Source organism: Paenibacillus solanacearum (genome assembly GCF_910593845.1).
Lineage (GTDB): Bacteria > Bacillota > Bacilli > Paenibacillales > NBRC-103111 > Paenibacillus_G > Paenibacillus_G solanacearum.
The window spans coordinates 25,085-51,093 of sequence record NZ_CAJVAS010000003.1 but is presented as its reverse complement, the minus strand read 5'-3'; the positions used below and the strand labels follow the sequence as shown (position 1 = coordinate 51,093).

Below are 26,009 nucleotides of genomic sequence, written 5' to 3'. Positions count from 1 at the left end.
AGGTTTCCCGGATAACATACAAAAACCGCCCGTTCCAAAAAAGGAACGGAGCGGTCTGTCAGCATGGCCGTTACCCGGCCGCGCGTTTCAAATGCTTCAAATACCGGGAGCGAATAAAAAGGAAGTATACGAGCTGCGCGGCCAGAAAGAGGCTGCACACGGTTGTCGCCGAACGCACGACGGGCGATTGCAGCAAATTATGAAGCGCGTACAGCGCAACCGAGCTGTGAATGATGGCAATCGCGAATGGAATGAAGAACAATAGCGCAATTTGCCACGAAGCGACCTTGGTCAGCTCTTTGTCCGTCAAGCCCAACTTGCGGATCGAACGGTACTTTTCCTTGTCGTCGTTCAGATCGGTATACAGACGGAAGTACAGGAAGCTGCCCGATGCGACGAAAAATACGCAGCTTACGAACAACCCGACGAACAGCAGCAAATTATATCCTTGCTTCACCTTCGCGATAACGAGTGCCGACGAAGCGAACCAGTAATCTTCGGCTGATTTTGCCGCTTCGAGGCGCTTGGTTACCGCTTCCCCCGTCCCCACCGTCGATTGGGAAGCCTCCGTACGATACGCCGCGTACAGCTGCCGCTTGTTCGGAGCCGGCGCCGTGTCAAAGGCTTCGTCGGGAACGACGAGCACCGGCCCGCCGATGACCGGTGGAAATACCGTTTGCCCGATCACCGACTTCACCTGTAACGTAAGGCTCGTCCCTTTGATCGTCCAATCCCTCTCTGGCAGCGGCGCGGTCTTCACAAGCCAGATGGCGGCCGCTTCGTTTCCTTGCAGCGTCTGCTGCGGCTGGTTCAGTGCCCTTGCCAGCTTGTTGTAATCGGACAACCGGACCATCGTTGCCGTTTTGCCGTCCTGCAGCTCATGCGTGTGCAGCCGCGCTTCCAGCTTATCGTAACGAACGCCGCGTACGGCCAGCTCGTCCTCCATCGCTTCGATTTGCCGAGGCATCGCCTTGCTGTCCTCGGCAGACATGTAGCTGTATGCAAACGGATAACTATCCGTAATTTGCTTATGGAACGCTTCCTGGAACCCCATGAACGTCCCCATCGCGCAGATCGACACCGTCGTCACGATCGTCACGAGGAAGAACATGCGCGCATTATCTTTCATGCGGTAAGCGAGATCGGAGAACAGCAGCACGTTCGTCTTACGCAGGAACAAGTACCGGTTGCCCCGAATCGCGCGAATGACGGTCACGCTGAGCTGAGTGAACATGAAGTACGTCCCGACCGTAACCATGACGGTGACGGGCACGAGCGCGGCGGCCACGGCAAAGCCTTGAACCAGGAACGAGATCACGTAGCCGGTCAGCAGCAGCACGGCGGCCACCACCGAAAGCATGAGTGACGATTTCGGCTCGGGCTTCGGCTTAGCGCTCCCCTTCAGCAGATCGATCGGCTTGCTCGCCCGTACTAACACAGCGGTAAACAGCGAGATGATCAGAAACAGTGCGATGAAGGCGGCACCCGTAAGCGCAACCGCCCGGTACGGCATGTAGAAGGGCAGCTCGCCCATGCCCATCATGCTGGAGGCGGTCATCATGAACAGCTTCACGAACAGCAGGCCGACAACCAGGCCGCAGGCAATGGCGGTCACGCCAATCACCATATTCTCGATGAACACCATCCATCTCAGCTGACGGTACGTCATCCCGTGCATCACAAGCACGCCAAACTCCCGCTTGCGCGACTTCAGGAAGCTGCTGACCGAATAAAATACGAAGAACACCGAAAAGATGTAGACAATATACTCCGCCAGCGTCATCGCCATCACGGCCGCACGGTGGAATTGCGCTTCCGAAATGGCCGGATGGAAGATGAACGCCGCATAAATGAAAAAGATCGTCACCGAAAACGCGCTGCTCAAAAAAAACGCCGCATACGTCCGTTTATTCCGGCTTACGTTGCGAAAGGCGAACTGGCGAAATGTCATTTCCGTTCCCCTCCTAATTGACGCGCAATGGCGACAGCTCGTGAGCATTGCCGCCCAGCAGCGAGAGCACATCAATGATTTGCTGGAAAAACAGCTGCCGGTTGTGACCGCGATGAATTTCGTTGAACAATCGCCCGTCTTTGATAAAGACGACCCGGTGGCAATAGCTTGCGGCCAGCGCGTCATGCGTGACAAGCATCATCGTCGTCCCGTCCGTCTGATTGATCGTCTCCATCGTCTCCATCACGTCGCGCGACGATTTGGAATCGAGATTGCCCGTCGGCTCGTCGGCCAGCAGCAGCGAAGGCGAATGAATGATCGCCCGCGCAATCGCGGTGCGCTGCCGCTGTCCACCGGACACCTCATACGTGCGCTTGTCCAATATGGGCGTGATGCCCAGCTTATCCGCCACCTGCTTGAGCTTGTCTTCCATGACTTTGACGCTTATCCCATCCAGCGTTAACGGCAATATAATATTTTCTCCGATGGTGAGCGTATCCAGCAGATTGAAATCTTGAAATACGAAGCCGAGATTGCGTCTGCGAAACAGCGCCAGCTTATGGCTTGACAGCTGGTGCGGATTTTCATTGTTGATCAGCACCTCGCCGGAGGTGGGCGAATCGATCGTCGATACCAGATTCAGAAGTGTCGTCTTGCCGCTTCCCGACGGCCCCATAATGCCGACAAACTCCCCTTTCTCGATCACCAGATCAATGTCGCTGAGCGCTTGGTACGAGACGTTGCCGCCGTATACTTTGCCCAAATGTTTTGTTATCAGCATCCCCATCGCTGTGTCTCTCCTTCCGTTCCGGTTGTTCTATGCTGCTTCTGCATACCGGATCTTCATCTCGTCTCCTATCCTAACGCATCCGACGCCGGCGTCCCATCGTCCGATCTTAAAGAAACCTTACAATGTTGTAAGGTGGGCGGTCCGCATCCATATGCGCACCGTCGTTCCTTGATCCGGTTCCGATTCCAGCTCGACGCGGTGATCCAGACGTGTGCAGATTTCCTTCACCAGATACAAGCCCATGCCGGTCGACTCGCCGTACCTCCGGCCGTTCTCGCCTGTGAAGTACGGGTCGAACACCCGCTTGATGTCGTGCTGCGGGATGCCGACGCCTTCGTCGCGAACCTCCAGACATGTCCGGTTCCCGTGAAGGTATGCGGCGATCGTGATTCGGCGGCCGTGTCCGGCGGAATAACGAACGGCGTTCGTTACGAGCTGGCCGAGCGCGAACGCCAGCCATTTGTCGTCGGACATGACGGCGAGCCGCTCGTCCAACTGAACCTCCGGATATACGCTGCTGCGAATGAACAAATTTTTATGCTCGGATACGACTTTGCCGACCAAGGAACGGAGCTTTACCGGCTCGACGACAAAATCTTGCTCGAACGCTTCCAGTCTGGCCGCATACAGCACCGTCTCCAGCCCTTTCTTCATCCGGTCCAGCTCCTCGCGGATGCTGTCGAAGACGGGGTCATTCTCCTCTTGAATCGCCAAATGGACGACGGAAAGCGGCGTTTTCATCTGATGCACCCACTGGTGAATGAACGTGAGCTGATCGTCCAGCTTTTTGCGATACCGTCCGATATCGTTCTGATAAAGCCGGTATTGCGTCTGCATCAGCCGTTCCAGCGCTTCCGGCAGCGGAGCATGTCCCAGCTGCATGATCGATTCGTCCAGCGTCTTCGGCGGCCGAGCAAGCATTCGGTACAGCCTGGCATGCGTCCCGCAGCGATACAGCATATAGAACGCCAACAGCGACAGGCTGAGAAGCGCAATATATGCCAGCGCGGAATCGTCCGTAAACCCGGCCAATCGGCATACGAGGATGGTCAGCAGCAGCTGGCCGGCATACACGAGAATCAGCGGAACGTGCTCGCGCCAGAACAGCTTCACGACAGCTCCCTCCAGATTGGCTTCAGCATATAGCCGGTGCCGCGCACCGTCTCGATCGCCTCTTCGATCCCGAGCTCAGCCAGCTTCTTGCGCACGCGCGTAATATAGACGTTCAGCGTGTTGTCGTCGACAAAATGCTGCTCGTCCCATAATTTGTCCAGCAGCCGGTCGCGGCTGACGATCCGCGGGCAGCGTTCCATCAGCGTTTCCATCAGCTTTGACTCCTTCTGGCTGAGCTCAACCGCTCTGCCCTGCAGCGTCAGTGTCAGCCGCTCCGGATAAAGCGCAAGCCCGGCGCATTCCACCGTTCTTTCATTTTTGCCGGAAGCGTATGAGCCGTAGGCGCGGCGGAGCTGGCTTTTGATTTTGGCCATGACCACATCATAGTCGAACGGCTTGGCGATATAATCGTCCGCGCCGTTTTCGAGGGCCATCACCTGCTCCATCGTGCCCTCGCGGGCCGAGATGAACAGAATCGGGCATGTCGACACTTTGCGAAGCTGCCGGCACCAGTAATAACCGTCGAAGCGCGGCAAGTTCACGTCCATCAGGACAAGATCCGGACGCATCTGCATGAACGTCTCCGTCACTTGCTCGAAATCCGTTACAGCAGCGGCGGTATACCCATATTTCTCAATATGCGAACGCAGCAGCTGCGTCAGCTTCGCGTCGTCTTCAACAATCATGATCGTAAACATGGCAAAAACCCCTTACGAGAATAGGAATATGGGCGCACTTCACCCTCCATCATATCGGAAAATGCGGGCGGAAACCAATCGACAAGCAGCAAAAAGCCGGTCTCCCGTTGGCGTGTATCGGGAAACCGGCTCTTGGATCCAGCTTGCAAAAAAAAGCAATGTTATTCGTTATTCGTTCTGAAATGCGACTATCCATCGCAACTTACATTTCCAGCTCGCTGTAGACGACGAGCCGCTTGTCGTAGCTAAGCGTCTTCGCGCTGAAGGTTCCGGTGCAGGTGATCAGGTTCAGCCGCGGCACCGTGGATTCCCCGAAGATGTCCTCGAGCGGCGCGTCCTCCGGCTTATACATTTCCAGCTTCTTGACGACGAACGTCAGCTTCTTGCCGGCTTCGTCCGCGACAATGATTCGATCTCCGGCCTCCAGCGACTTGAGGAAAAAGAATACGCCGAGCCCTTCCCGGTTATCGACATGACCGGACATGACCGCATTGCCCGGTTCGCCGGGCAAATAGCCCGGCTCGAACCATCCGGCCGTATGCCAGTCCTCCGGCACGTCCATCTCGCCGCTCGGCAGCAAGCCGACCTTGATTATGCTGGAAGGCGGCAGCTTGATCGCCGGAATTTCAATGGTCGCCGGCACGATGCCCTCGAACTTCGGCGGCACATATACCGCCTCGGTTACTGTGCTTGAGGCGGCGGGAACGCCCGGCACCGCAGCCTCAGACTCCTGTGCGGCCTCTAGCTCCTCCGTCGCGAGTTCCTTCGCCAATTCCTGCACGATGCGGCCTGCCGCCGTTGTCCCCGCGCCGGGCGCCGCCGCGACGTCTTGCCGCAAATAATCGGCGATCTGCCGCCGGCTCTCATTGGCGCTGGCGTATTCTTTCACCGCCATCATGACGCAGAGGACGGATGCGGCCATCAGGCAAAGCGCCAGCTTGTTGCGCCGCAGCCGGGACCACCACTTGTTCACTTGCATCCCCTCTCAAATCATGCGATTCGTGAACCATGCGTTGCAATTCATCCGGTTCGCGGAAATTTCCCCTCGCGGCGCGAAAGCGGCAGCAAGCACAGTCGGCTTGCTGCCGCAATAAGCGCTACTGCTGCTGTGCGGCTTTGCGGCGCACTACGGCGACTGTAGCGGCGACGGCCAGCGCCAACGCGCCGGCAGCCCACGGCAGCATGCCGGTGTGATCCACATTCTCCGCACCGCCCAGTCCTGTCTTCGGCATCGCCTGCGGGACTGCACCTTTGGCGGTGGAAGCGGCCGGAGCCGGAGCTGGAGCGGAAGTCGCGGCGCCGGCGATTTGCCCGGAGCGAAGCTTGCCAAGCGTGATGTCCTGCTTCGCGCCCAGCAGCTTCGTCGAACCGTCGGCGTTGTAGCCGTACACGAAACTTTTATTCACTTCGACGGCCACGTCCTTGTCGTTGTAAGGCGCGCGGCTCACTTCTTTTTTATCCGGGGAAGCGACGAACAGCACGCGGCGGGAGCCGTTAGCCATCCCATCGGATTTCACGCTCACGACTTGGTCTTCTTTAATTTTCCAATATTTAGCGAAATCGGCTAAGGAAACGCCGTTCTTTTCCTGTTTAACCCACACATATAAAAATCCGTTGGCTGGAATCGTTTTGTCCCCAAGGGACCAAATCTGGTTTTTGGCGTCGTTAATGTCATCGCTATAAGCGTAAACGATATTGTGCCCTTTCGTTTTGAACTCTTTGCCGCTGGCATTGTACAGCTCGACAAGCTCATATCCGTCGCCGGACGTTCCGCCCAAATCGACATTATCCGTGTCCGGCACGATTTGGGTAATGACCAGTGCGGGTACACCGGCGGCAAACGCCGAAGAAAAAGCAAAGGCAAAGCTTAACACCACGATTGTTAACGCTTTCAAATACAGATTTTTGTTCCGAAGCATGCTTGACATGGATACGATTCCTCCTCAACAACTTTAGTTCCAATCTCTGATTTGCAGCTTATGTACCGTCGGTTAAGTTCGGTCCCCCTCTCCAACCAGGAGGTAAGCGCTTACCGAAAACATGCTCGCGTTCCCCCGTAATGCCATCCTTTAGCCACTATTTCTCCGGACAGCTTGCAAGCGGCAGCGACCCTGCTCGGCACTCAAGCGCTTACCGAAGTCCTAGTCTTTTATAACCACTTACCTATTATAAAACGTTTTCATAAAATTTGTAATATTTTCTTGACTATTTTTCTAAAATTTTCATAATGTACGAAAAGATGCCACCCTTTAATCCTTTCGGATCATTAGAGCGGCGTCCTCTCCTCTTCAGCATGCTGGGAAACTTTTCTTCAACACATGCTATTTTTTGGCTGCTTCGATCGCCTTGATCAGCTCTTCGTCCGCTTGCCGGAGCAGTGTGTTCGCATCGGTCTTTTCGTTGATATAATCTTTGATGATTTTCGTGACGGCGGTTAAACCCTCGCGGTCGTAAGCGCCGAGCGGCGTGGCCGCGGGCTGGATGTTAAAAATGTTTTTCAGATTTTTCCCTTTGGCCGCCGGGTTATTCTCGAATGCATGCTTGCGAATTTCCATATCGTTCAGCGCGGTAATCCGGCCGTTTTGGGTTGCATCCAGCTGCACCTCCGGATTGGTCGATAAGTAGCTGATGATTTGGAATGCCAAATCCGGGTACTTGGACGTCTTCGTGATGAAAAATCCGTCCGAGCTGACGCCGGTGCCGATATTCGGTTTATCCTTGAATGTCGGGTAGGTGACGACGTCCCAGTTCAGCCCGTTTTTCTCGGCGGTCACCATATCGTAGTTTTGCAGCATCAGCAGATCCGGCCAAATCGCCAACGTTTTGTTTTTGGCGAAATCGTCCCAGCCCTTGGCAAAATCGGTGAACTTCGGCTGACCCGGAACGTTATGCGAAGACTTCCACGATTCCAGCATCTTCTTCCAGCGCTCATCGGTCGTGAACGTCGGTTTGCCCGCCCCATCAAGGTACGGGACCCCCATCTGCAATTGCGTTCGGTTCGCTTCCCGCTGCTGGATGCCCCGGTACTGAACGCCGCCGTCATTTCGCGTGATTTTGCGGCCGATCTCAATCATGTCTTCCCATGTCATATTATCCTTCAAGTAAGGAATACCGAGCTTATCGAAAATATCTTTGTTGTACTGCGTAGCGAACACGAACGAATTATACGGCATAAACAGCATTTCGCCCTTGGCCGACAACGACTTGATCATGGCCGTCATCGCCGGATCGTACTTGTTGAAGTCGAACTGATGCTTTTTGGCGAGCGGCGCCAAATCGAGCGGAAGATCCAATTTGGTGGCGGTGGTCGTCAAATACCACAGCCCTTCCCACACGATATCGGGAACTTGCCCAGCGGCGATCAGATCGGACAGCTCCTGTCCTTTACCTCGCTTCACGATCTTCAGCGTGACATTCGGGAACTTTTTTTGAACAGGCTGCACGATGTACTTGTCGACATCGTCAATCGTCGTCTGCAAGTAAAACGTCAGCTCCACAGGTCCTTGAGCCGCGGTATTGCCCGGCTCGCCCGATTTGCCCTCCTTCACTGCGCCGCCCGCTTCATTTCCGCCTGCTCCACATCCGGTCAAAGCCGCTGCTGCCAGCATCCCGGATAAAACGATCGATAATTTTCGCACCATACAAATCCCCCCAATATAGAATTGAAAAAGGAAATCTATTTAAGCAGCATGATCGTAAACGCTTTCAACAGTTTGACGTCCTTATCGTTCAAGCAAACAAATCCCGGTGAATTTTCACGACCAGCTTGACGATTCGATGCCCGCCCTCTTCGCTGCAATTCGGACGATGAGCTTCCCCCGGCCAGTACACGGTGAACGTGCCGGGCTTCAAGCGGAGGAATTGCTCGCCTGCCACTTGCTCGAACAAAGCGTAATCTTTGTGCTCCAAATGATCCTGCACCATCTCGCTGCTTACGGAAGAAGGAGCGTACCCTTGCAGCTCCTCTCCTTCCAGAACGAGATGAATATCCGCGTATTGCCGATGAATTTCCGCAAGCCGCTGCGAAGGCCGAACGGTTTCCACCGTTTGCTTCATGACGTACATCCGGCGGCCATCGATGTCCACCCGGTCCGGCATGTCTTCCACGTTCAGCGATGCGATAAACTCCAATGCGCGCCGCACGGCATCGCCGTATGGGCTCTTGTAGCGGTTCAGATTGTCGATGGTGTCAAATATCAAGAAGAATTAGCCTCCTGTCGGTCTAATGCTGTAGATGATCTTGAGCTTTCGCCCGTCATGCGCCGCCGTGTACGGCGGTCGTCATCTGCTTGTTCAGCTTGCCGTGCACCGCAATGAAGCCGATCAGCGACGCGATGGAAAAGACGGCGGCGATGCGATACACGGCATGCGGTCCGAAATGATCGAATGCGTAGCCGCCGATCAAGCCTGCGGCGATGCCCGCCAGCCCCGCCCAGACGATGGAAAAGAGCGCCTGTCCGGTGGCACGCAGCTCATCCGGCACGATGAGCTTCAAGTGGGATACGGCCGCGTAGATGAATACGCCGAACGATAGACTGTGCAGCGATTGCAGCGCAATGACGGCAGCCGGGTCCTTTACAAAGCCGAGCGCGGCAAACCGTATCGTGTACACCGCCGCGGCGAAAGCGAGCAGTGCCAGAGGCCTGAACCGGTGACCGTACCGCGCCAGCAGGAAGAACACCGGAATTTCCAAGCCCGATGCGAGCAGCATCGCCCAGCCTACGAGCGGTCGGCCGCCTCCAGCCGATTGAATGAACAGCGATAGGAAGGCGTCGTTCATGCGGTGGGCTACCGACATGGGCAGCACCATCGCCATGAACGACAGGAAAGGCGCGGAGCCGAGCGAGCGGGCGAGCGATCCGAGCCGGAGCCCGCCCGGCTCGCGCCGCCGTTCCGGCAGGAACGATACGCAAGCCAGGGAGACGGCGACCGTCGAGAGACCGAGCCACGGGACGGCGCGTAAGCCATACGCTTCGATCAGCATCCCGAATGCCGGCACGCTCGCGGCAAACCCGACGGAGGCCCATATCCGATATGCCGCATAGCTGCCTCCGCGCTCCCGGATATGATGAAGGAGCATGCTGTCGTTCAGCGGAATGATAGGGCTTTGACAAAAGTAAAACGCCAGCATGACCGCCATCAGCGCAAAGAATGAATCGAGCCGGTCCAGCATGAACAGACAGGACAGCTGCCCGATTAAAATGGCAAGCATGATGTTTTTGACCGTTCGGAACCGGTCGCTCATGAGTCCCGTCAGCAGCGTCGACGCGATCCCCATCAGCGGCCCGGCGCCGTACAGCACGCCGAGCTGCAGGCTCGAATATCCTTTTGCCTGAAAGTACAGCGGAAAGTACGGCCCGATCACGGCCATCGTGGTGTAAAATGAGAACGTGCCGGCCTTTAGCCGTTGTTCCATAAAAAGTCGTCTTCCCGCATGCTGTAGCCGCGAATCTGCGCGTTCGGGGCATCGTCGACAATATAGTTAACGACATAAATTTCACCATCGTCGAATTGTACCCAGCCGGAATACCCGAGGTCGGACACGGGGCTGCGGTCAAAATCGATCGGCATGATTCGCGTCGACTGTTCTTTCCGCTCCGTCGCGAGCGCCGAGCCGACATCGGTAAGCGCAGCAAAAAAGTTTTGCGTCCACGAGCCGAGCCAGCCCTTGCCGCCTTGATGGAACCGGTACGTGATCAGGATGCGTCCGCTTTGCAGCAGGCCCGATACCGGCCGGTGGCAGCCCGGAATCGGCATCCGGTACGGACCGTCCCAGCTCTCGCCTCGGTCATGTGAGATCGACTTGTAGCAATCCCAGCCTTGACCCGAATTTTCCCGCATCAAGGCGACCAGCGCGCCGCCCGGCAGCGGCAAAATGCTCACCTCGCACAAGTTCAAATCCGGGCGGCTCGCGACCGTCACCGGTCCGCTCCAGCTCTCGCCCTTGCTGTCGGAGTACCACAGCAGCTGCTCCAGCTTGCCGTGCTCGGGACTTTTCTGATGGGCCGAGAGCAGCCAGCGGCCGTCCGGCAGCTCGCATAATTTGTCCGGGACGATGCCGTAGGCTGGCGTCTCGATCGGCCCTTCCCAGCGGGTGCCTTCGGCATCCCCGATCCACATATAGTTCTTGGCGTTTGACTCCCGCTCACCTGCTATTTTGTCGGCAACGATGACGAGCCGGTTGTCGGACAGGCGGGATATTCTCGCGCAATTCCAGTAAGGCCGTCCGTTCGTTCCTTCCGTCAGGGCGATTTTCTCTCCCCAGGTGCGGCCGCGGTCTGCGCTTTCCTTGTATACAATCCGCGTATACGAACGGTCTTTATGATGCGTGCATTCGGAGAATACGCAGATCAGCTTGCCCTGCTCGGTCAGCGTAACATCGGGCCATGCTTCGTAGATGGAATCGTCCCGGCTTACGGTAAATTTTTGGATAGGCATGTTCTCGCTCCTGTCTGATTGTTATGGTTTATGAATGCGTCTTCGTCTTTGCCGCCTGCGCGTTTGCGTCATACCGGTAACGACGCAGCGTCGGGCTGTCCCGGTAAAAGTCCTCGATCTGCTTCCGTTCCTCGGCGGTGAACTGCTTCAGCGGCTGGCGAACAGCCGGCGTTTCGAATACGCCCTGCAAATACAATATATATTTCTCGTACGGGATGACGTCGTACCCGATCATATGGGCGATGACATCGTTGGCCTCCGCCTGCGGCTGCTGCACGGACGGCCAGCTTCCTGCGGTCAGTGTGCTGAACATCTCCACGAACAGCCCCGGCATCATGTTGAATGTGCTGCCGATGGCTCCGTCCGCCCCCATCAGCGCGCCGCCGGCGTACACTTCGTCATGCCCGTTGAAGATCAGGAAATCGGGGCCGCATTTGGCGCGGATTTGCTGCATTTCGAACAGATTGAGCGAAGTGAATTTGACACCGATACACTGCGGATGGCGGGCCATCTCCTCGTAGAAATCCATGGACAGGCTGATCCCCGTCGCTCCCGGGAAATGGTAGATGATCATCGGCAGCGGGACGGCGTCCATGATGGCCGTGTAGTGCTCACGAATTTCCTTCATCGACACTTTATAATAGAACGGAACGACCGCGGAAATCGCGTCTACGCCTTGCGATTCGGCATGGCGCGCAAGCCCGATAGCCTCCATCGTGCTGATGCAGCCGACATGAGCGATAATCGTCACCCGGCCTTGGGCGGCACGAACGACGGTCTCCAGAACCTGCATCCGCTCCTGGGCGGTCAGAATGAACCCTTCCCCTGTGCTGCCGCCGACGTAAAAGCCCTTGATGCCTTGCCCGATCTGGTGCTCGACCAATCGCGCGAGGGAGACGAAATCAACCGTCCGGTCCTCGTACATGGGGGTGAGCAGCGCTGTAAAAATGCCTTTAAATGGGTCCTGCTTGTTCGCCTGTGTCATCATTGGCCTGTTCCTTTCGCACTCTCGTATAGTTGTTTGATTTCGGCATCGCTCAAAGCGTAATTGTAGAGCCGCACTTCGTCAATCGCCCCGGCCCAGTAACGGGTCTCCCCGGTCTTCGGCTTCCCGATCCGCAGCGCGTTCGATTTGCCGTTCACGTCGAAGTTCAACGTCGTTACCTTCGTCTGCACTTCCTGCCCGTCGATATACAGCTTCATGACGTTGCCTTTTTTCTCAGCGGCGATATGCGTCCACTTCCCGGGAGTCAACACGGCTTTGCTCGTGCCCATCAGCGTTTCGCCGGTGCCGCCGCCCGTGCGGAAAAATAGTTTGTCATGCTCCTGCGTACGGACATACCAGCCGTTCGCGGTCGCTCCAACATCTCCATACCAGAGCAATGTCATGAATTCATCCAGCCGGTCCGCCTTGGCCCACAGCGCAGCGGTGAAGTCGCCGGTGCCGAACGCGAACCCTTTTCCGTCTGCGATGTCGACATAACCGCCGCCGAATTGAAGCGCGCCGCCCGCTTTGCCCGGCACTGCGGTCACGCCCTTGGCCGTGCCGTCATTATGCATTTCGCCTTGGTCGGTCACCTTGCCGTCTTCGCCCACTTGATCGAAATTCCAGTAGCCGACCATTGTGCCCTTCGGCAAGCTTTTGCGCACGGTGACGTTGTATTCCGAACGCACCTCGCCTTTCGGCGATTCCACCGTCAGCCGAAGCTTCGTTTCTGCGCCGGATTGGAGCGATACTTTAAGATCGCCTCCGGCCGACAGCATCTGGCCGTTGATCTTCACTAACGCCCCCGAATGAGCAGGCAGCTTGGGTGTGACGGTTATGGACGTCAGCTCTTCCCTCACGTCCAGCGTAAATTCATGAACGCCGCTTCGGAACGATGGGGTCAGTTCGCCGGTGTCGAAGCTCAAGTTTTCCAGCTCTTCGCCGCTCATCAGCCACGCGGCATTCAGCCGTACTGCTTTAATGCCGACGCCTTGCTCATAGAGCAGATGGATCGTCTTGTCAGGCGCGACGTTGACGTCGGAGTAGGCGCCTTGACCCGGTTGTACGACCCGGCTGTAGGTCCATGTCTTCCCGTCGTCTTCGCTCATGCGCAGCGTAATGTTCCGGCGATGGGCCGCATCGTTCGCATTGGTAAACAAGATCCGGTTATGGCCGTTCTCCTCCCGAAACGAGTATCTGGCGATTCCTGCAAAATTGCTCGGATCGACGAGAACTTCATCCGGCTTCATCGGAGTCCAGCGGCTGATACCGTCCGGACTGACGGAGACGGAGCGCATCTTGAGCCCGCTGCGGATATTCATCATGACCGAGCCGTCCTGCAGCTCCACTGCGGTCGGTTCGCCCGGGCTTTTCACCTGCGCGGAGTCATACAAAATTTCACCGGTCTTCCACGTTGCGCCCTTGTCGTCGCTGTAGATCGTCGTGACGACGGATGGGCCATGATTGCGGTCGGTCGGTCCGTTAGCGAGCCACACCGGCGCCAGAAGCCTGCCGTTTCGAAGCTCGATGCCGTGTCCCGGGCCGGCCGCTACAACCTTCCACTGATACGGCCTCGGCTGCTGGCCTTCAGCGCGAAACTTGGCGATCGTCGAATCGGTCAGATTGACCGGTTCCGTCCAGTCTTTGCCGCCGTTCTCGCTTTTCATATAAAATACTTCGTGGTAGTTTTTGCAGTATAAAAAATGTACGACGTTACGCCCTTTCTCGGCAATCATATACGGGTTATTGTAAGTCGTACTTTCCGACGGCGCGTTGCGGACCAGCACCTGCAGCGCTCCCCACGTTTGTCCGCCGTCTTCGCTCCGCTTCATGACGAGATCCATCTTCGCCCAGTCGCTCGTCGTGCTGCGCGCTTCCGCGTAGGCGACCAGCGTTCCTTTGCCTGTGGCGACGATTCCCGGAATGCGGAATACGGGGTACCCGCCTTCGCCCGGTTCAAACAGCTGCCGCTCCTCGAATAACGGTTTTTCGTTCATCTGATCGGCCTCCTTGCCCCCATTCATCGCCGGTAACATGACAATCAACAATAACACCAGTACGGCTGCAGCGATGGCGCCCCCTATGGCTTTAACCCGATAACGGGACAACCGCATACGGCTCCTCCTTTCGTATTCTCGCGTGCAGCGCCCTGAGCCTTCCCGTTCCCGAAGGAAGCCGCGGTGCTGCATCTCGAACGTCTGTCCGCCGCTCTACTTCGCTTTCATCTGATCGATCGCTTTATTGAGCGTTTCTTCGGCGTCGCGAAGCGCCGTATTGATATCTTTCTCGCCCTTGACTACCGGTCCGATGGCCGGACCGCCCATCACCTTCTGCGCTTCCTCCCCGTATTTCGTCACGGGGCTCGGTTTGGCCGGCTGGGACAAGAAAGCCGCCTTCAAATGTTTGCCTTGCAGGTACGCCACTTCTTTCCCGAACTGCTCCTCGACCGTCTTGCCGGTAAGCACTGGGAACCGGGCGTTGCGTGCCATATCAAGCTGCACTTCTTCGGACAACACCGTGGCGATCACCTGGAACGCCTGATCCTTATACTTGCTCTGCTTGGTCACGTGGAGAATCCATTCGTCCACGCCCATCGATGTGTTCGGCGCTTCCTTGAACTGCGGATACTGCACCATATCCCAGTTCAGCCCTTCCGCGTCTTTGAACAGCGGCAGCCGGTTCAGCCCGGGCAGCATCGCCAGATTGCGCTGCTTGAAAAATTGCGTTTCCGCCGCGGCGCCGAGCTTGTATTCTCCGTTGCCGGGAATGGCGTAAACCGCTTTCAGCAGTTCGAACACTTTTTTCCAGCCGTCGTTGTTGATCGTGGCGCGTTCCGTTTTGGCATCGACCATGCCGAGCCCCAGCACCGACGCCACCCGGAACGAATAATCCGGCTCCAGCCCGCGGTATTTGACACCGCCGTCCTCGCGCGTCAGCTTTCGGGCCAAGGCTACCGCATCGTCCCACAGCATTCCGTCCTTCGGGTACGCCACGCCGAACCGGTCAAACAGGTCTTTGTTATAATACAGCGCGTCGAAGTGCATCGTCCACGGTATGCCGATCAAGTAATCGAAGCCGCTTGCGATTTTGACCGAATCGACGGCGACCTTGTTCAGCTTGGAAAGATCGAAGCCGTGCTTCTTGATGAGCGGCTCCATGTTGTCGTGAAAGTCGACCGTCGTAATCCGGTGAATAAGCGGATTGGCCGTCATGACCAGATCCGGCGTCTGCCCGGCGATCGCCAGCTTCTCGAGCGTCGTCTCCTTCGCCCCGGTATCAATGATTTCAAGCGTGATATGCGGATATTTCTTCTTCAATGGATCGATCATATATTTCTCCAGCTCGCCCTTGCCGAGCCAGCCTTTGCTGATGGCCAATTTCAGCGTGACCGGTGCCGTGCTCTGCTGCGGCGACGGTTGGGGCGGAGCCTCAGCCGCGGGGCCGTCCGGTTTTCCTTGACCTCCGGCGCACCCGGACAACGCTGCAATCGCGAGCGAAAGCGCACCGAGCATGCATACTTTACTTGAAGCCTTATTCTTGATTCCTCTCAAATCGGTTGACCCCCCTGTCTTCTTTCCAGCCTTCACAGCTATCCGCCGTCTACGCGGATGCGTTCATAATCTCCGGTATAAGCTCGCATGCGACCGGCCGCAGCCGCTCCGCTTCCGACGCCGGAATGCTGCGATACGGCCAGCGCATGCGGCAGCCGACATCGGCTACTCCGCCGATGACGGACATCAGCTTGTCGCAGGCGGCGTTGCAATATCCATGCTGCATGATGAACGGCGCAATATGATTCGCCATAAACCGCTGAATGCGCGATTCCAGCTCCAACGCCTTCGGCAAATCGGTCAGCATCGTATCGTACCATCGCTGCGCCCCGAGCGGCTGGAGACATGCAACATTCGAGTAAGCGCCATGCGCTCCGAGAGCTATGCCCGTGGCTAGATGATGGCCCGGAACGAAAATCGATATTCCATGCGCATACTCCTTCATGGCCGCATACCACGCCGCGTCTCCCCCGGCGCATTTGATGCCGACAAGACCGGGCACTTCTTTCTTCAGCTTGCCGTATGCCTCGGGCGTCAGCACCCGCTTCGCATGCGGCGGATTGTACAGTACAAGCCCGATGCCGTCCGCCGCTTCGGCCATGCGCTTCAAACAATCGGCCGCTTCGTCGTCCTGGAGCGGAAACCAGTCGGAGAGAACGACCTGAATCGCGCTGGGCCGGTAAGCCGCCGCTCGCTTGATGCGCTCCAGCGACAGCTGGGGGCTCATGTGGCTCGCCCCGATTTGAAACGGCATTCCGTAACGGTGACAGCGGTCCGCCGTCAATTCGCTCACGCGTATGAACTCTTCCTCGCTCTGGGTATAAAATTCGCCGGCCGTGCCGTTCGTATAAATCCCATTCAGTCCGAGCGCCGCCATCCGGTCGACAAGCTGCTCGAGCCGGACGAAGTCGATCGAATCGTCCTCTCGAATCGGCAGCATCACCGTCCCCCAATTCCCGGCAATCTCATGCGCTTGCATCGGTTTCACTATGTTTTCACCTCCCCGCATTGCCTGTCGGCCGTTTCCCGCGAATAAGCTTGCATCCCTTTGCTTCAAACCGATTGTAACCCCTTACGGCAGAACAGATATTTCATTTTTTAACGCAAATATTTCAAATTTTTACTTATCTCCGGCAAGGTTTCCATGTATAATTTGACCATCCACCATACGAAAGGAAGCATGCCGATGTATCCGCAATATTTATTTGAATACCCGAACATGGATACCGACTTCCCGTTCTATATGAAGCAGAAGCGGTATACGTCCGTTCCGCCCCATCGGCACGATTTTATCGAATTGTCGTTTGTTCTGGAAGGAACAGGAAGCGAATTCATTAACGGCGCCGAGCATGTCATGCTTCCCGGGACGCTGGTGCTTCTGCTGCCGTACCAAATCCATCAGTATCGCGCTCAAACAGGCGACTCGCTGCTGATGTATATTTGCAATTTCAATATGGAACTGCTTACCGAAGGCGCGGAATCGGGCTGGGGCTTGCGCGATCTCATCCTCGGGCGGGATAACCAGCAGGCGGCCTACGTGCAGCTCGAGGGAGACGATTACGCCGAAGGGAAGCGGATCTGGGATAACCTGTACAGAGAATACGGCGGTTCCTTGCCATGGAAACCGATTTTACTAAAAGCGCTGCTTCTGGAAGCGCTCACACTATTTGCCCGCGCCAGCGGCATCGCCTCCAAGCAAAGCCGGCCGCATGACGGCAAAGCTTACAAAAAAACAAAAAGCTTATGGCCGCTCGTCCAATATGTGCATAACCATTACCTGGATCCGCTGACGCTGACGATGCTGTCGGAACGGTTCCAAATTCACCCGGCCCATCTAAGCAAGCTGTTCGGCGAGCAGTACGGCATTCATTTCGTCGACTTTTTGCACGAGCTGCGGATTCGCCACGCATGCAGTCTGCTCATTACTTCCGACATGCCGATTACGCAGGTAGCCTTCGAATCGGGCTTCTCCTCCTATCCGACGTTCTCCCGCGTGTTTTTACGCATTAAGGGCATTACACCTCGCGAATACAGGGAGCAGCGGCGCAAAGCGTGAAGCAGCAAGAAGTCCGTTCGCGGAACGAACAACGGCGCAGCCGGTCCGGGGCCATGGAACGTCTGTCTTAGCCTTAGGAACGCATGTCTCGGTCTGCCGAGATTCCGGCCCGGGGCTCGACACAATAACAAGAGCAGTCCGACACCCCTGGTCAGACTGCTCTTGAAGCTGCTTTTATTTTTTCTCCTGCTGCGCTACATATTGGCTAATTTTTTCCTCCGCGGTTCGAAGCGCAGTATTGACATCGTTTTTGCCGGCCAAATCGTTTTTGTATTCCGCGTCCACCAGCTTGCGGGCTTCCAAATCATATTTGGAATACGTCGTTCCTTTGGCGCTGCTGCTCTTGAAGATGCTCTGAATCCGCTTGCCCTGCAGCAGCGGCATATCCGCGCCGTAAGCTTCCTTAAACTTCGGGTCCTTTAGCGGCGACAGCGGCGTTCATGGGATCGGGATAAACCTTGATGAATGCAAATAATTACACAAAAACGCTTCCCCGATAAACAAGATCGTGGTTCCTAATACGGTCAATTGAACTGTTAATGGCCCTATACGAATTAATTTTAAGCCAAAGATAGCCAAAAAGCATTATAACAGCCTCAATCGAATAATTCAGAGCGTTACCCCTCCCTCAACACAACATCCGGTTCTCCGATCTCCTTAAGCCGCAGCGCTTCCGTGCGTCACTTCTTTTTCTCCGTTTCGATATATTGCGTAATTTTCTCGTCCAGCGTTCGAAGCGCGGTATTGACGTCCATCTTGTCGTTGACGTAGTCGATGAACAGATCGCGGGCCATGTCGATCGACTTGGCATAATAAGGAGAGAACGCCGGGCTGGCCGGGGATTTGCTCTTGAAGATGCTCTGGATGCGTTTGCCTTGCAGGTAAAAAATGTCTTGTCCGAATACTTTGCGGTATTCAGGGTCCTGCAGCATCGACAGGCGGGCCGTCTTCTTGCTGCTGATCAGCTGCACCTCGTTCGAAAAAAGCACCTCCAGCACGCGCATGGCGTCGTCTTTGTTCGCGCTCGATTTGGATATGAGCATCGTGTGCAGATCGTACATGCCGTATTGATTCGGCCGTTCCTTATAGCTCGGGAACTGGGCGACGTCCCAGTTCAAATCCGGGTACTGCTTCAAATTGTTGAAGATGTTGATCGTCGCCAGCATGCCGACGTTCTTCTCCTTCATGAACGCGGTAATGGCGCTCTGCTTCAGATTGGCCGGTTTATTGCCCGGGATCGCATAAATCGCCTTGCCCGTCTCGAACACTTTGCGGTAAGGATCGCTTGTCACCTGCGATTTGGCCGTCTTGAGGTCAATTAAATTAAGGGACATCGGGAACAGGATGCGGGTCAAATGATCGGGGTCGAGTCCCCGGTACTGCACGCCGTTGTCGAGACGGGTCACCTTCTTGCCCAGCTCGATCGCGTCCTCCCACGTCATGCCGTCCTGCGGATACGCCACGCCGAATTTCTCGAACACGTCTTTGTTGTAATAAAGCGCATTGAACTGCTGCGCATATGGGAGCGCATACAGTTCCCCTTTGTCGGACATGCTGCGGATCGTCTCGAGCGCCGCCGGTTCGAAGCGGCTCAAATCGAATTTGTGTTTATTCAACAGCGGCGTCATGTCTTCGTACAAGCCGAGGTCTTGGAAGGAAGGAATATTGCCGTTCCACATCGCGATCAGATCGATCTGCTCCCCCGCAGTGACGGCTTTCTCAATGTTCGTATCTTTGCCGAGTGTAATTGTAATATGCGGGTATTTCTTCTTCACCGGCTCGGCGATCAAGAGGTTGAAATCCTCCTGCGTCAGCAGCGTCTGGTGCTGAAACAATTGAAGCGTGACCGGCTTCATCGGTTCGGCCTTCACCTCCGGCGGAGCCGTGCCGGCCGCTGTTCCTCCCCCCGCTCCTCCCGCACAGCCGGAGAGTACGCCGGACAGCACCGCTGCCGCTATGCTTGCTTTCCACAGATTTCCCATCATATTCCCCCATTGCCTCTACGCAGCTTCGCGCCGCGTAAATTTCAGAATGACTGCTCATGACGAAAGGGCTTACATTCATCATTTACCATGATTGTACTCGCCATGAAATATCCATATATTTCATTTTTTAGCGGGAATATTTCAAATTTTATGCTCTGCGGTTGCGGATTCGGCGTGGTGTCGTCATCGGCCTCCAACAAGAAGAGGCCTTTCCCCGCTGTCTTACAGCGATGGAAAAGCCTCTTGCCTTCGGCTGCTTTCCGGCGGAACGTTACAGCAGCTTCTTTACTTCCGTGACAGCGGACGGATTGTCCGCCTGCTCGTTCTCTTCGACGATGCCGCGTGTAGAATTGCGGAATTCGCGAAGCGTATCGCCGAACGCGCGCCCGAGCTGCGGCAGCTTGGACGGCCCGAAGACGATCAAAGCGATCGCCAGAATCAAGAGCAGTCCGGAAACACCAATATTGTTGAACATCAGAATCCACCTCCTTCCGCGTAATGTAAACCGTCAGCGGTTCGGAACGGTTTGCTGCATTACCCGCCACTGCCTGCCGGATACGGCTACGCTCAGCTCGAACAGCAGGATGAGCGGAATCGTGACCGACAGATGGGATACCATGTCGGGCGGTGAAATGCAAGAGCCTGTAATCGCCAGGCCAACGTAAGCGTATTTCCTCGTCTTGCGAATCCGTTCCGGTGTGAGCAGTCCGATTCGGGTCAAAAACAGCATGACAACCGGCAGCTCGAACGCGATCGCCATCGGGAAGACGATATCGAACAGAAACGAAAAGTACCGGTCGATCCCGTACGTTTCGACGGCGCCGATCGATTGATTCATTTTTTTCATGAACCGCAGCATCATCGGGAATACGACGAGATAGCTGAACGCCACACCGGACAAGAAGAGCGCGAAAGCGGCGGGAATGTACGGCAGCGTGCCCCGCGCTTCCGACTCCGTCAGTCCCGGCTTGACGAATGCCCACAGCTGATACAGCAGGACGGGCAATGTGAACAACACCGCAAAGAGCAGCGCGCACTTCATATAGATCATCAGCCCGTCCGTAAATGAAAAGACGTTCCACTCGACGTCCGCCGCCGCCCGCTGCGATTTGACGTAACGCAGTATGCCCGGCGATACGTAGAGGCCGACGCACAGCGTCGCCACGAACCAGCCGGCGGTCACCGCCAGCCGCTTGCGCACTTCCGTCAAATGCAAGATCCAGTCATCCTGTTCCATTCCGTCCTCCTTCCCGCGACGCGGATAACGGCCGATGCGTTACACCACCATGCCGCTTCCCTGCTTGATGTATTTGGCAATGCCTTCCGCCGCCCGGTACGACAGCGCGCCGACAACAGCCGTCGGGTTGTAGCCGCTGTTATGCGGGAACGCGGAGGCGCCGACGACAAATACGTTCTCCGCATCCCACATTTGCAAATACGAATTGACCGCCGAGGTGGACGGATCCGCTCCCATGATGACGCCGCCGGTATTGTGCGTCGATTGATACGGCACAATATTGTAAGGACCGAGCTGGTCGCTTGAGCCCATCTTGGTCGGGCCCATCCCCTTCATGATCTCCGCCGACTTGCCCGCTACGAACTTGATCATTTCGCGGTCCTGATCCTCGAAGTCGAACGTAATTCGAATGAGCGGCAAGCCGTACGCATCTTTGTATGTCGGATCCAGATCGAGATAATGATGCCTCCACGGCATACTGCTGCCCTGCGGCGACACTGAAAGGACGCTGTAGGCGTATTTCAGCGAGGCTTTCTTGAATTCCTTACCCCACGACGGTGTCCCTGCCGGCACCGAGTTGGTTCCGATCGGCCGCTGGCCGGTTTGCGAAATACGAATCCCCGCCCCGTGAATGAAGTTCAGGTTCGAATGGTCGAAGTTGTCCCCGTTGAAATCGGGGACTTCCATCCCGAGCGAGCCGGCACCGGCGTACATGTTGAACTGCTTCTCGTCGAAAAATCCGGTGGCCGCTCCGCCGTTCGTCTGATAGGCGTAGTTTTTGCCGATGACGCCTGTACCGGTCGCAGGATCATACGGCTTGCCCAGCTTGGACGTCAGCAGCAAGCGGGCATTGTTGAATACGTAGCTGGCCATAATGACGACGTCGGCCGGCTGCTCGAATTCTTCGCCGGTCACCGTGTTCACATAAACGACACCGGATGCTTTTTTCCCGTCGTGTATCACACGGGTTACGTTTGAATAGGAGCGCAGCTCCAGATTGCCCGTCTTCTCCGCCACCGGCAGCACGGTGACGACCGGATCGGCTTTGGCGCCGTATTCACAGCCGAACCGCTCGCAATAGCCGCAGTATTGACAGGCCGCGCGGGTGATGCCGTCCGGGTTCGTATACTGCTCCGACAAGTTGGCCGACGGCATCATATACGGATGATAACCGAGCTTCTTCGCCGCATCCTCGAACAGCTTGAGCGCCGGCGTCTTGATCATCGGCTTCGTCGGGAACGGCGCGGACCGTTTGCCTACGAGCGGGTTCTGCTCCTGGTCTCCGGAAATGCCGGCCATCTTCTCGAACTTATCGAAATACGGCTCGATCTGGTCGTATGTAATGCCCCAATCCTGAATCTGCATGCCGTCCGGTATTTTCTTTTTTCCATACCGTTCGACGGTCTTACTGTAAATTTCAAAATCATAGGGCAAAAAACGGAGCGTCTGCCCGTTCCAGTGAATGCCCGCTCCGCCTAAGCCCTCGCCAAGGAGGAAGGAGCCGTATTGGCGCATCGGAACGGCTGTCAGCTTTTCCGTGTTGCGGAACGTGATCGTCTCCTTCGACAGATCCTGCATCAAATCATAGCGCTGGGCATAGCGCAGCTCGTCATGCACCATGTAATAATCTTTTGTCCCCCGCGGTTTCCCGCGTTCCAGTCCGAGAACCTTAATTCCCTGCTTTGTCAGTTCAGCGGCAATAATGCCCCCGATCCATCCCATGCCAACGATGACAACGGGCACTTTCGGCATTTTCGTAGCCATGCGCATTTCCCTTCTTTATCGATGATTTTCAGGTGAAGCCAGGCGATCAATGCGTAGCGAAATGGTCATGCAGGCTGCGCGGTTCCATCGCAACGAACTTGTCTTCCGCCATAATGTTCGTAAAGCTCATCTGGTTGCCCGGATATTTGCGCATTTTCCAGCCTTCCATGTTTTTGTTGCCGCCGTATACCGGATCGGAATAGGCCCCTTCAATCGTCATCATGCGCAGCAGATTGAAGAAGGTTTTGCCTGTAATGCCGTTGACGACCATAATCTCGCCCTTCTCCATGGAACCGAGAATCGCGTCCTTCTCCTCATCGGCCAAATCGATGAACGTCTTCTGATGTTTTTTGTTGCTTGCGTCATCCAGCGCCTGCAGCCCCATCGTGAACACTTCATGGCGCAAAATGCTCTGGTAATCTCCCTGTGTCGCTTCTCCGCGGACAAATGGCCCCGTCCGATACTCGCGCGCATTCACCCCGTAAGGGCTCGCGAGCTGGTGATCGATATAAAATGCGACGCCGAGCTCCGCCGCGCCAGGTCCGTTCTCGTCCTTCGGAAATATGCGTTCGGCGGCCGCTTCCGTAATCTGGAGCTGCGATTGCGTGAAAAACATCGGCGCTTTGTTGAAATCCGCGACCGGCTTGGCCGGTTCCGGCGCTGCGGGCGCAGCCGGTTTTTTGCCGAAGCCGCCGGTCAGTGCGCCGACGATGCCTCCGCCTACAACCGCGCCGCCGATCGCCGCTCCCGAATATTTCAAAAATCGGCGTCTCGACCGGTCCGGCGGTTGTTCCGTGTTTCGTTCTGCCATGTTCCTCGTTCCTCCTTCGTCGTTACGAGAATAAATCCCGACTCTACCGGGTATTTGTATTGTGTTACTGTATGAGATTTCCTATGCATGAAAATTCAAGGGCGGGGGCAATCTAATTGTCAAACAGCGTTCTATGGAGGAGACCACATGATGAGAAAAACCGTAGTCTATGCTGCATTGCTGTTCGCGCTGAGCTTGTCCGTATCCGCCTGTGGCAAAACGAACACAGCGCCGCCTGCCAATCAAGGAGGCGCAGCGACCGGCGGCGGGACAGCCGGAGGTGCGGCTACGGCCGACGCCCAGGCAATCTACAAACAAAACTGCATCAGCTGCCACGGCAACAACCTGGAGGGCGGCGTTGGTCCGAACTTGCAAAAAGCCGGTTCCAAATATTCGAAAGAACAGATCGCTACGCTGCTGAGCAACGGTAAAGGCGCGATGCCTAGCTTCAAAGGCAGGCTGTCCGATACGGAACTCGGCGCGGTTGCCGACTGGCTGGCCGCGAAGAAGTAAGCCGCAATGCCGCAATAGGGAAACAGACGAACAGCGCTCTGCCGGAATCCGATGGATTCATCCGGCAGAGCGCTGTTGTTTTTTGGGGTATATGCGCAAGATAGCATCAATAGGTCGTTGATGATGCGTTGATCGGTACGAGGGCATGGCATTTTACGGGCTACATGCTGCTTATTGGGCATCGTGAAAGATGATGCCGAGGCTGAAGCGCGTGCCCCATGTCACCGTGCTCACGCCGTGACGGAGCGTCGTCTGGTACGTTCCGCGCGTCCCGGACACAGGGCGGCGCTGCGTCGGAAATATAACCGCGCTCCCTTGCTCGATCGCAAGGGCATGTCCTCGGGACTGCGCCCGCGGCCTTTGCTCCACGAGCAAAAATTCGCCTCCGGCGTAATCGATGTCCCGCCGTTTCAAGGCGAAGACGACCTGGAACGGAAAGTAGACGTCCCCGTACATATCCTGATGCAGGCAGTTATACCCGCCTGCTTCATATTTCAACAGCAGCGGCGTCGGCCGCGTCTGGCCGTGACGATGGCATTGCTCGAGAAACGGCTGCAAGTCGGCCGGATAGCTCGCTTCCTTCCCCAGACGCAGCAGCCAACGGTTGGCCGCAACCGCCAGCTCGGGATACAGCCTCTCGCGCAGCGACTGGATCAGCGGCGGCAGCGGCGCCTGAAAATACCGGTATTCCCCGATCCCGAACCGGTATCTGGCCATGTCGATCCGCGTGCGGAACCGCGCTTCTTCCTCATACATCGCCCGCAGCGAGGCGCATTCGTTCTCCTGCAGCAATGCCGGAATTTCGGCAAATCCCTGCACGTCGAGCACCTCATGCAGCGAAGCCCAGTCCAGCGCGTCTATGCGCTTGTCGATGCCGTTAATCATATGAAGCACCGGATTGCGCAAGCGAGCAGCTTTGCTCCAGCTGCAGCAGCCCGGCCTTCATCTCCAGGCCGCCCCGATATCCGGTCAATTTGCCGTTCTTGCCGATAACCCGGTGGCACGGCACCGCGATCAGCACCGGATTGGCCCCAATGGCGGTGCCGACGGCACGAACCGCTTCCGGCTTGCGGATACGCTGCGCGATGTCCGAGTACGTATACGTGCGGCCGTAGCCAATCTCGTACACCGCATTCCAGACGGAACGGTGAAACGGCGTGCCGACAAGATCAAGCGGCAGCGTAAAGTCGGTTCGCGCCCCGTCGAAGTATTCGGCGAACTGTACCGCATACGGCTGCATCCTCCGATCGTCGCGTACAAGACGCCGGCCGGGCAGCCTCGTATTCGCCCATTGTTCCAATTCATTCACGGTCCCATGGACCGAGCCCACGTAGCACAGTCCGTTCTCTGTGGCCGCCATCGCCATGTTCCATGCGCCATGGACAAAAGGTGTCCAGTATAGGACCTGATCGTCAGTGTGATTCATGTCTCATCCCTCCATCCGATTCGTTAATTGCCCGGTCTGCGCGCTCCCGGTATTGTGTCGGGGTCAAACCGGTTTTCTTCTGAAACACGGTGGCGAAATGCGCCGCATTCGGGATACCAACCGCAATAGCGATATCCATGATCGAACGGGCGGTTGTCCGAAGCTCCGTCATCGCTTGGCCGATTCGCGTCTGCTGGATATGCTCGGCCAGCGTAATCCCTTTAACGCGTTTGAACGTCCGATGCAGATGATAAGGGCTGCCATGGAACAGCTCGGCCACCTTGCCGAGCGTCAGTGTCTCCCCATAATGCCCTTCAATCCACTGCTCGATCTGGGCCACCCATTCCTCGTCCGGGAGCCGCAAACCGTCCGGCTTGCATCGTTTGCAAGGGCGGAATTGCGCTTCGAGCGCTTGCCGAGCGTTGCGAAATATGCGTACGTTCGTTTGATTCGGCACTCTCGATTTGCAGGACGGGCGGCAAAAAATACCGGTCGTCTTGACCGCGTAAAAAAATATGCCATCGTATGACGCATCGTTTCCGATGATCGCCTGCCACGCTTCGTCGGTCATGCCGCCTGCTTCTACATCCGTGCTATCCGATGCGGCCGGCTCGACCCGATGTCCTGCTTTTCCTTGCCCGTTCATTTGCGCCATGAGAAGATCACCTCAAGTGAAAGTATAACCCGGATT

At 56.4% G+C, this 26,009-nt stretch carries 25 protein-coding genes; 2 read left to right on the top strand and 23 right to left on the bottom strand.

What is annotated here, in order from left to right:
- Positions 1–70: 70 nt before the first annotated feature.
- The 14 genes from KXG62_RS04700 to KXG62_RS04635 form a co-directional block, all read right to left on the bottom strand.
- Positions 71–1,951, bottom strand: coding sequence for an FtsX-like permease family protein (locus KXG62_RS04700; protein WP_218090776.1), 1,881 nt, complete (start codon positions 1,949–1,951; stop codon positions 71–73).
- A 13-nt stretch (positions 1,952–1,964) separates the two neighbouring features.
- Positions 1,965–2,738, bottom strand: coding sequence for an ABC transporter ATP-binding protein (locus KXG62_RS04695; protein WP_218090775.1), 774 nt, complete (start codon positions 2,736–2,738; stop codon positions 1,965–1,967).
- Between the two features lie 120 nt (positions 2,739–2,858).
- Positions 2,859–3,854, bottom strand: a complete 996-nt coding sequence (locus KXG62_RS04690) for a sensor histidine kinase (protein WP_218090774.1) — start codon at positions 3,852–3,854, stop codon at positions 2,859–2,861.
- Positions 3,851–4,552: a response regulator transcription factor gene (locus KXG62_RS04685; RefSeq protein ID WP_218090773.1), complete on the bottom strand. Its 702-nt coding sequence runs from the start codon at positions 4,550–4,552 to the stop codon at positions 3,851–3,853. The genes KXG62_RS04690 and KXG62_RS04685 overlap by 4 nt, the downstream gene beginning before the upstream one ends.
- Before the next feature lie 202 nt (positions 4,553–4,754).
- Positions 4,755–5,525 carry a class F sortase gene (locus KXG62_RS04680; RefSeq protein ID WP_218090772.1) on the bottom strand — a complete coding sequence of 257 codons (771 nt, stop codon included), beginning with the start codon at positions 5,523–5,525 and terminating at the stop codon, positions 4,755–4,757.
- Positions 5,526–5,649: 124 nt separating this feature from the next.
- On the bottom strand, positions 5,650–6,480 hold the full coding sequence (locus tag KXG62_RS04675) for a lamin tail domain-containing protein (RefSeq protein ID WP_218090771.1): 831 nt from the start codon (positions 6,478–6,480) through the stop codon (positions 5,650–5,652).
- Between the two features lie 393 nt (positions 6,481–6,873).
- The gene (locus KXG62_RS04670) at positions 6,874–8,193 is read right to left on the bottom strand and encodes an ABC transporter substrate-binding protein (RefSeq protein WP_218090770.1); all 1,320 of its coding nucleotides are present in this window, start codon (positions 8,191–8,193) and stop codon (positions 6,874–6,876) included.
- 88 nt (positions 8,194–8,281) lie between these two features.
- Positions 8,282–8,752, bottom strand: coding sequence for a NanQ anomerase/TabA/YiaL family protein (locus KXG62_RS04665; RefSeq protein ID WP_218090769.1), 471 nt, complete (start codon positions 8,750–8,752; stop codon positions 8,282–8,284).
- Between the two features lie 55 nt (positions 8,753–8,807).
- Positions 8,808–9,968, bottom strand: coding sequence for an MFS transporter (locus KXG62_RS04660; protein ID WP_218090768.1), 1,161 nt, complete (start codon positions 9,966–9,968; stop codon positions 8,808–8,810).
- A complete protein-coding gene (locus KXG62_RS04655) occupies positions 9,953–10,990 on the bottom strand; it encodes a sialidase family protein (RefSeq protein ID WP_218090767.1) in 1,038 nt (345 codons plus the stop codon). The genes KXG62_RS04660 and KXG62_RS04655 overlap by 16 nt, the downstream gene beginning before the upstream one ends.
- Before the next feature lie 28 nt (positions 10,991–11,018).
- Complete coding sequence (locus tag KXG62_RS04650; protein WP_218090766.1) at positions 11,019–11,978, bottom strand: N-acetylneuraminate lyase; 960 nt, start codon at positions 11,976–11,978, stop codon at positions 11,019–11,021.
- Positions 11,975–13,972, bottom strand: coding sequence for a LamG-like jellyroll fold domain-containing protein (locus tag KXG62_RS04645; RefSeq protein WP_218090765.1), 1,998 nt, complete (start codon positions 13,970–13,972; stop codon positions 11,975–11,977). Before KXG62_RS04645 ends, KXG62_RS04650 begins: the two co-directional genes overlap by 4 nt.
- A gap of 213 nt (positions 13,973–14,185) precedes the next feature.
- A complete protein-coding gene (locus KXG62_RS04640) occupies positions 14,186–15,526 on the bottom strand; it encodes an ABC transporter substrate-binding protein (protein ID WP_218090764.1) in 1,341 nt (446 codons plus the stop codon).
- A gap of 49 nt (positions 15,527–15,575) precedes the next feature.
- Complete coding sequence (locus KXG62_RS04635) at positions 15,576–16,505, bottom strand: dihydrodipicolinate synthase family protein (protein WP_246627306.1); 930 nt, start codon at positions 16,503–16,505, stop codon at positions 15,576–15,578.
- Positions 16,506–16,712: 207 nt separating this feature from the next.
- Here KXG62_RS04635 and KXG62_RS04630 point away from each other — a divergent pair, with 207 nt between their 5' ends.
- Positions 16,713–17,582: an AraC family transcriptional regulator gene (locus tag KXG62_RS04630; RefSeq protein WP_218090762.1), complete on the top strand. Its 870-nt coding sequence runs from the start codon at positions 16,713–16,715 to the stop codon at positions 17,580–17,582.
- Between the two features lie 174 nt (positions 17,583–17,756).
- On the opposite strand, the gene KXG62_RS04625 is transcribed toward KXG62_RS04630, so the two are convergent.
- From KXG62_RS04625 to KXG62_RS04600, 6 genes are all read right to left on the bottom strand, one after another.
- Positions 17,757–17,966 carry a hypothetical protein gene (locus tag KXG62_RS04625; protein ID WP_218090761.1) on the bottom strand — a complete coding sequence of 70 codons (210 nt, stop codon included), beginning with the start codon at positions 17,964–17,966 and terminating at the stop codon, positions 17,757–17,759.
- A gap of 296 nt (positions 17,967–18,262) precedes the next feature.
- Entirely contained in the window at positions 18,263–19,567 is a 1,305-nt protein-coding gene (locus KXG62_RS04620; protein ID WP_218090760.1) for an ABC transporter substrate-binding protein, read from the bottom strand.
- 271 nt (positions 19,568–19,838) lie between these two features.
- Positions 19,839–20,042, bottom strand: a complete 204-nt coding sequence (locus KXG62_RS04615; protein ID WP_218090759.1) for a twin-arginine translocase TatA/TatE family subunit — start codon at positions 20,040–20,042, stop codon at positions 19,839–19,841.
- Between the two features lie 33 nt (positions 20,043–20,075).
- Entirely contained in the window at positions 20,076–20,804 is a 729-nt protein-coding gene (gene tatC, locus KXG62_RS04610) for a twin-arginine translocase subunit TatC (protein WP_218090758.1), read from the bottom strand.
- Between the two features lie 39 nt (positions 20,805–20,843).
- Positions 20,844–22,568, bottom strand: a complete 1,725-nt coding sequence (locus tag KXG62_RS04605) for a GMC family oxidoreductase (RefSeq protein WP_218090757.1) — start codon at positions 22,566–22,568, stop codon at positions 20,844–20,846.
- Between the two features lie 46 nt (positions 22,569–22,614).
- Positions 22,615–23,379 carry a gluconate 2-dehydrogenase subunit 3 family protein gene (locus KXG62_RS04600; protein WP_218090756.1) on the bottom strand — a complete coding sequence of 255 codons (765 nt, stop codon included), beginning with the start codon at positions 23,377–23,379 and terminating at the stop codon, positions 22,615–22,617.
- A gap of 147 nt (positions 23,380–23,526) precedes the next feature.
- On the opposite strand from KXG62_RS04600, the gene KXG62_RS04595 reads away from it, so the two are divergent.
- Positions 23,527–23,892 (top strand): c-type cytochrome, encoded by a 366-nt coding sequence (locus tag KXG62_RS04595; RefSeq protein ID WP_343223431.1) that lies wholly within the window; start codon positions 23,527–23,529, stop codon positions 23,890–23,892.
- A gap of 171 nt (positions 23,893–24,063) precedes the next feature.
- Here KXG62_RS04595 and KXG62_RS04590 read toward each other — a convergent pair whose 3' ends face one another.
- From KXG62_RS04590 to KXG62_RS04580, 3 genes are read right to left on the bottom strand one after another with little or no spacing between them, the layout of a single operon-like run.
- Positions 24,064–24,777, bottom strand: a complete 714-nt coding sequence (locus tag KXG62_RS04590; protein WP_218091022.1) for a 2OG-Fe(II) oxygenase — start codon at positions 24,775–24,777, stop codon at positions 24,064–24,066.
- Positions 24,770–25,318, bottom strand: coding sequence for a methylated-DNA--[protein]-cysteine S-methyltransferase (locus tag KXG62_RS04585; protein WP_218090755.1), 549 nt, complete (start codon positions 25,316–25,318; stop codon positions 24,770–24,772). Before KXG62_RS04585 ends, KXG62_RS04590 begins: the two co-directional genes overlap by 8 nt.
- Positions 25,305–25,889: a bifunctional transcriptional activator/DNA repair enzyme AdaA gene (locus tag KXG62_RS04580; protein WP_218091021.1), complete on the bottom strand. Its 585-nt coding sequence runs from the start codon at positions 25,887–25,889 to the stop codon at positions 25,305–25,307. Before KXG62_RS04580 ends, KXG62_RS04585 begins: the two co-directional genes overlap by 14 nt.
- Between the last annotated feature and the right edge of the window lie 120 nt (positions 25,890–26,009).

Coding starts and splice junctions, on each gene's coding strand:
- KXG62_RS04700 (WP_218090776.1), bottom strand. CDS start 1,951: ATGACATTTCGCCAGTTCGCCTTTCGCAACGTAAGCCGGAATAAACGG.
- KXG62_RS04695 (WP_218090775.1), bottom strand. CDS start 2,738: ATGGGGATGCTGATAACAAAACATTTGGGCAAAGTATACGGCGGCAAC.
- KXG62_RS04685 (WP_218090773.1), bottom strand. CDS start 4,552: ATGTTTACGATCATGATTGTTGAAGACGACGCGAAGCTGACGCAGCTG.
- KXG62_RS04675 (WP_218090771.1), bottom strand. CDS start 6,480: ATGTCAAGCATGCTTCGGAACAAAAATCTGTATTTGAAAGCGTTAACA.
- KXG62_RS04670 (WP_218090770.1), bottom strand. CDS start 8,193: ATGGTGCGAAAATTATCGATCGTTTTATCCGGGATGCTGGCAGCAGCG.
- KXG62_RS04660 (WP_218090768.1), bottom strand. CDS start 9,968: ATGGAACAACGGCTAAAGGCCGGCACGTTCTCATTTTACACCACGATG.
- KXG62_RS04655 (WP_218090767.1), bottom strand. CDS start 10,990: ATGCCTATCCAAAAATTTACCGTAAGCCGGGACGATTCCATCTACGAA.
- KXG62_RS04650 (WP_218090766.1), bottom strand. CDS start 11,978: ATGATGACACAGGCGAACAAGCAGGACCCATTTAAAGGCATTTTTACA.
- KXG62_RS04645 (WP_218090765.1), bottom strand. CDS start 13,972: ATGAACGAAAAACCGTTATTCGAGGAGCGGCAGCTGTTTGAACCGGGC.
- KXG62_RS04635 (WP_246627306.1), bottom strand. CDS start 16,505: ATGCAAGCGCATGAGATTGCCGGGAATTGGGGGACGGTGATGCTGCCG.
- KXG62_RS04630 (WP_218090762.1), top strand. CDS start 16,713: ATGTATCCGCAATATTTATTTGAATACCCGAACATGGATACCGACTTC.
- KXG62_RS04625 (WP_218090761.1), bottom strand. CDS start 17,966: ATGCCGCTGCTGCAGGGCAAGCGGATTCAGAGCATCTTCAAGAGCAGC.
- KXG62_RS04620 (WP_218090760.1), bottom strand. CDS start 19,567: ATGATGGGAAATCTGTGGAAAGCAAGCATAGCGGCAGCGGTGCTGTCC.
- KXG62_RS04615 (WP_218090759.1), bottom strand. CDS start 20,042: ATGTTCAACAATATTGGTGTTTCCGGACTGCTCTTGATTCTGGCGATC.
- tatC (WP_218090758.1), bottom strand. CDS start 20,804: ATGGAACAGGATGACTGGATCTTGCATTTGACGGAAGTGCGCAAGCGG.
- KXG62_RS04605 (WP_218090757.1), bottom strand. CDS start 22,568: ATGGCTACGAAAATGCCGAAAGTGCCCGTTGTCATCGTTGGCATGGGA.
- KXG62_RS04600 (WP_218090756.1), bottom strand. CDS start 23,379: ATGGCAGAACGAAACACGGAACAACCGCCGGACCGGTCGAGACGCCGA.
- KXG62_RS04595 (WP_343223431.1), top strand. CDS start 23,527: ATGATGAGAAAAACCGTAGTCTATGCTGCATTGCTGTTCGCGCTGAGC.
- KXG62_RS04590 (WP_218091022.1), bottom strand. CDS start 24,777: ATGATTAACGGCATCGACAAGCGCATAGACGCGCTGGACTGGGCTTCG.
- KXG62_RS04585 (WP_218090755.1), bottom strand. CDS start 25,318: ATGAATCACACTGACGATCAGGTCCTATACTGGACACCTTTTGTCCAT.
- KXG62_RS04580 (WP_218091021.1), bottom strand. CDS start 25,889: ATGACCGACGAAGCGTGGCAGGCGATCATCGGAAACGATGCGTCATAC.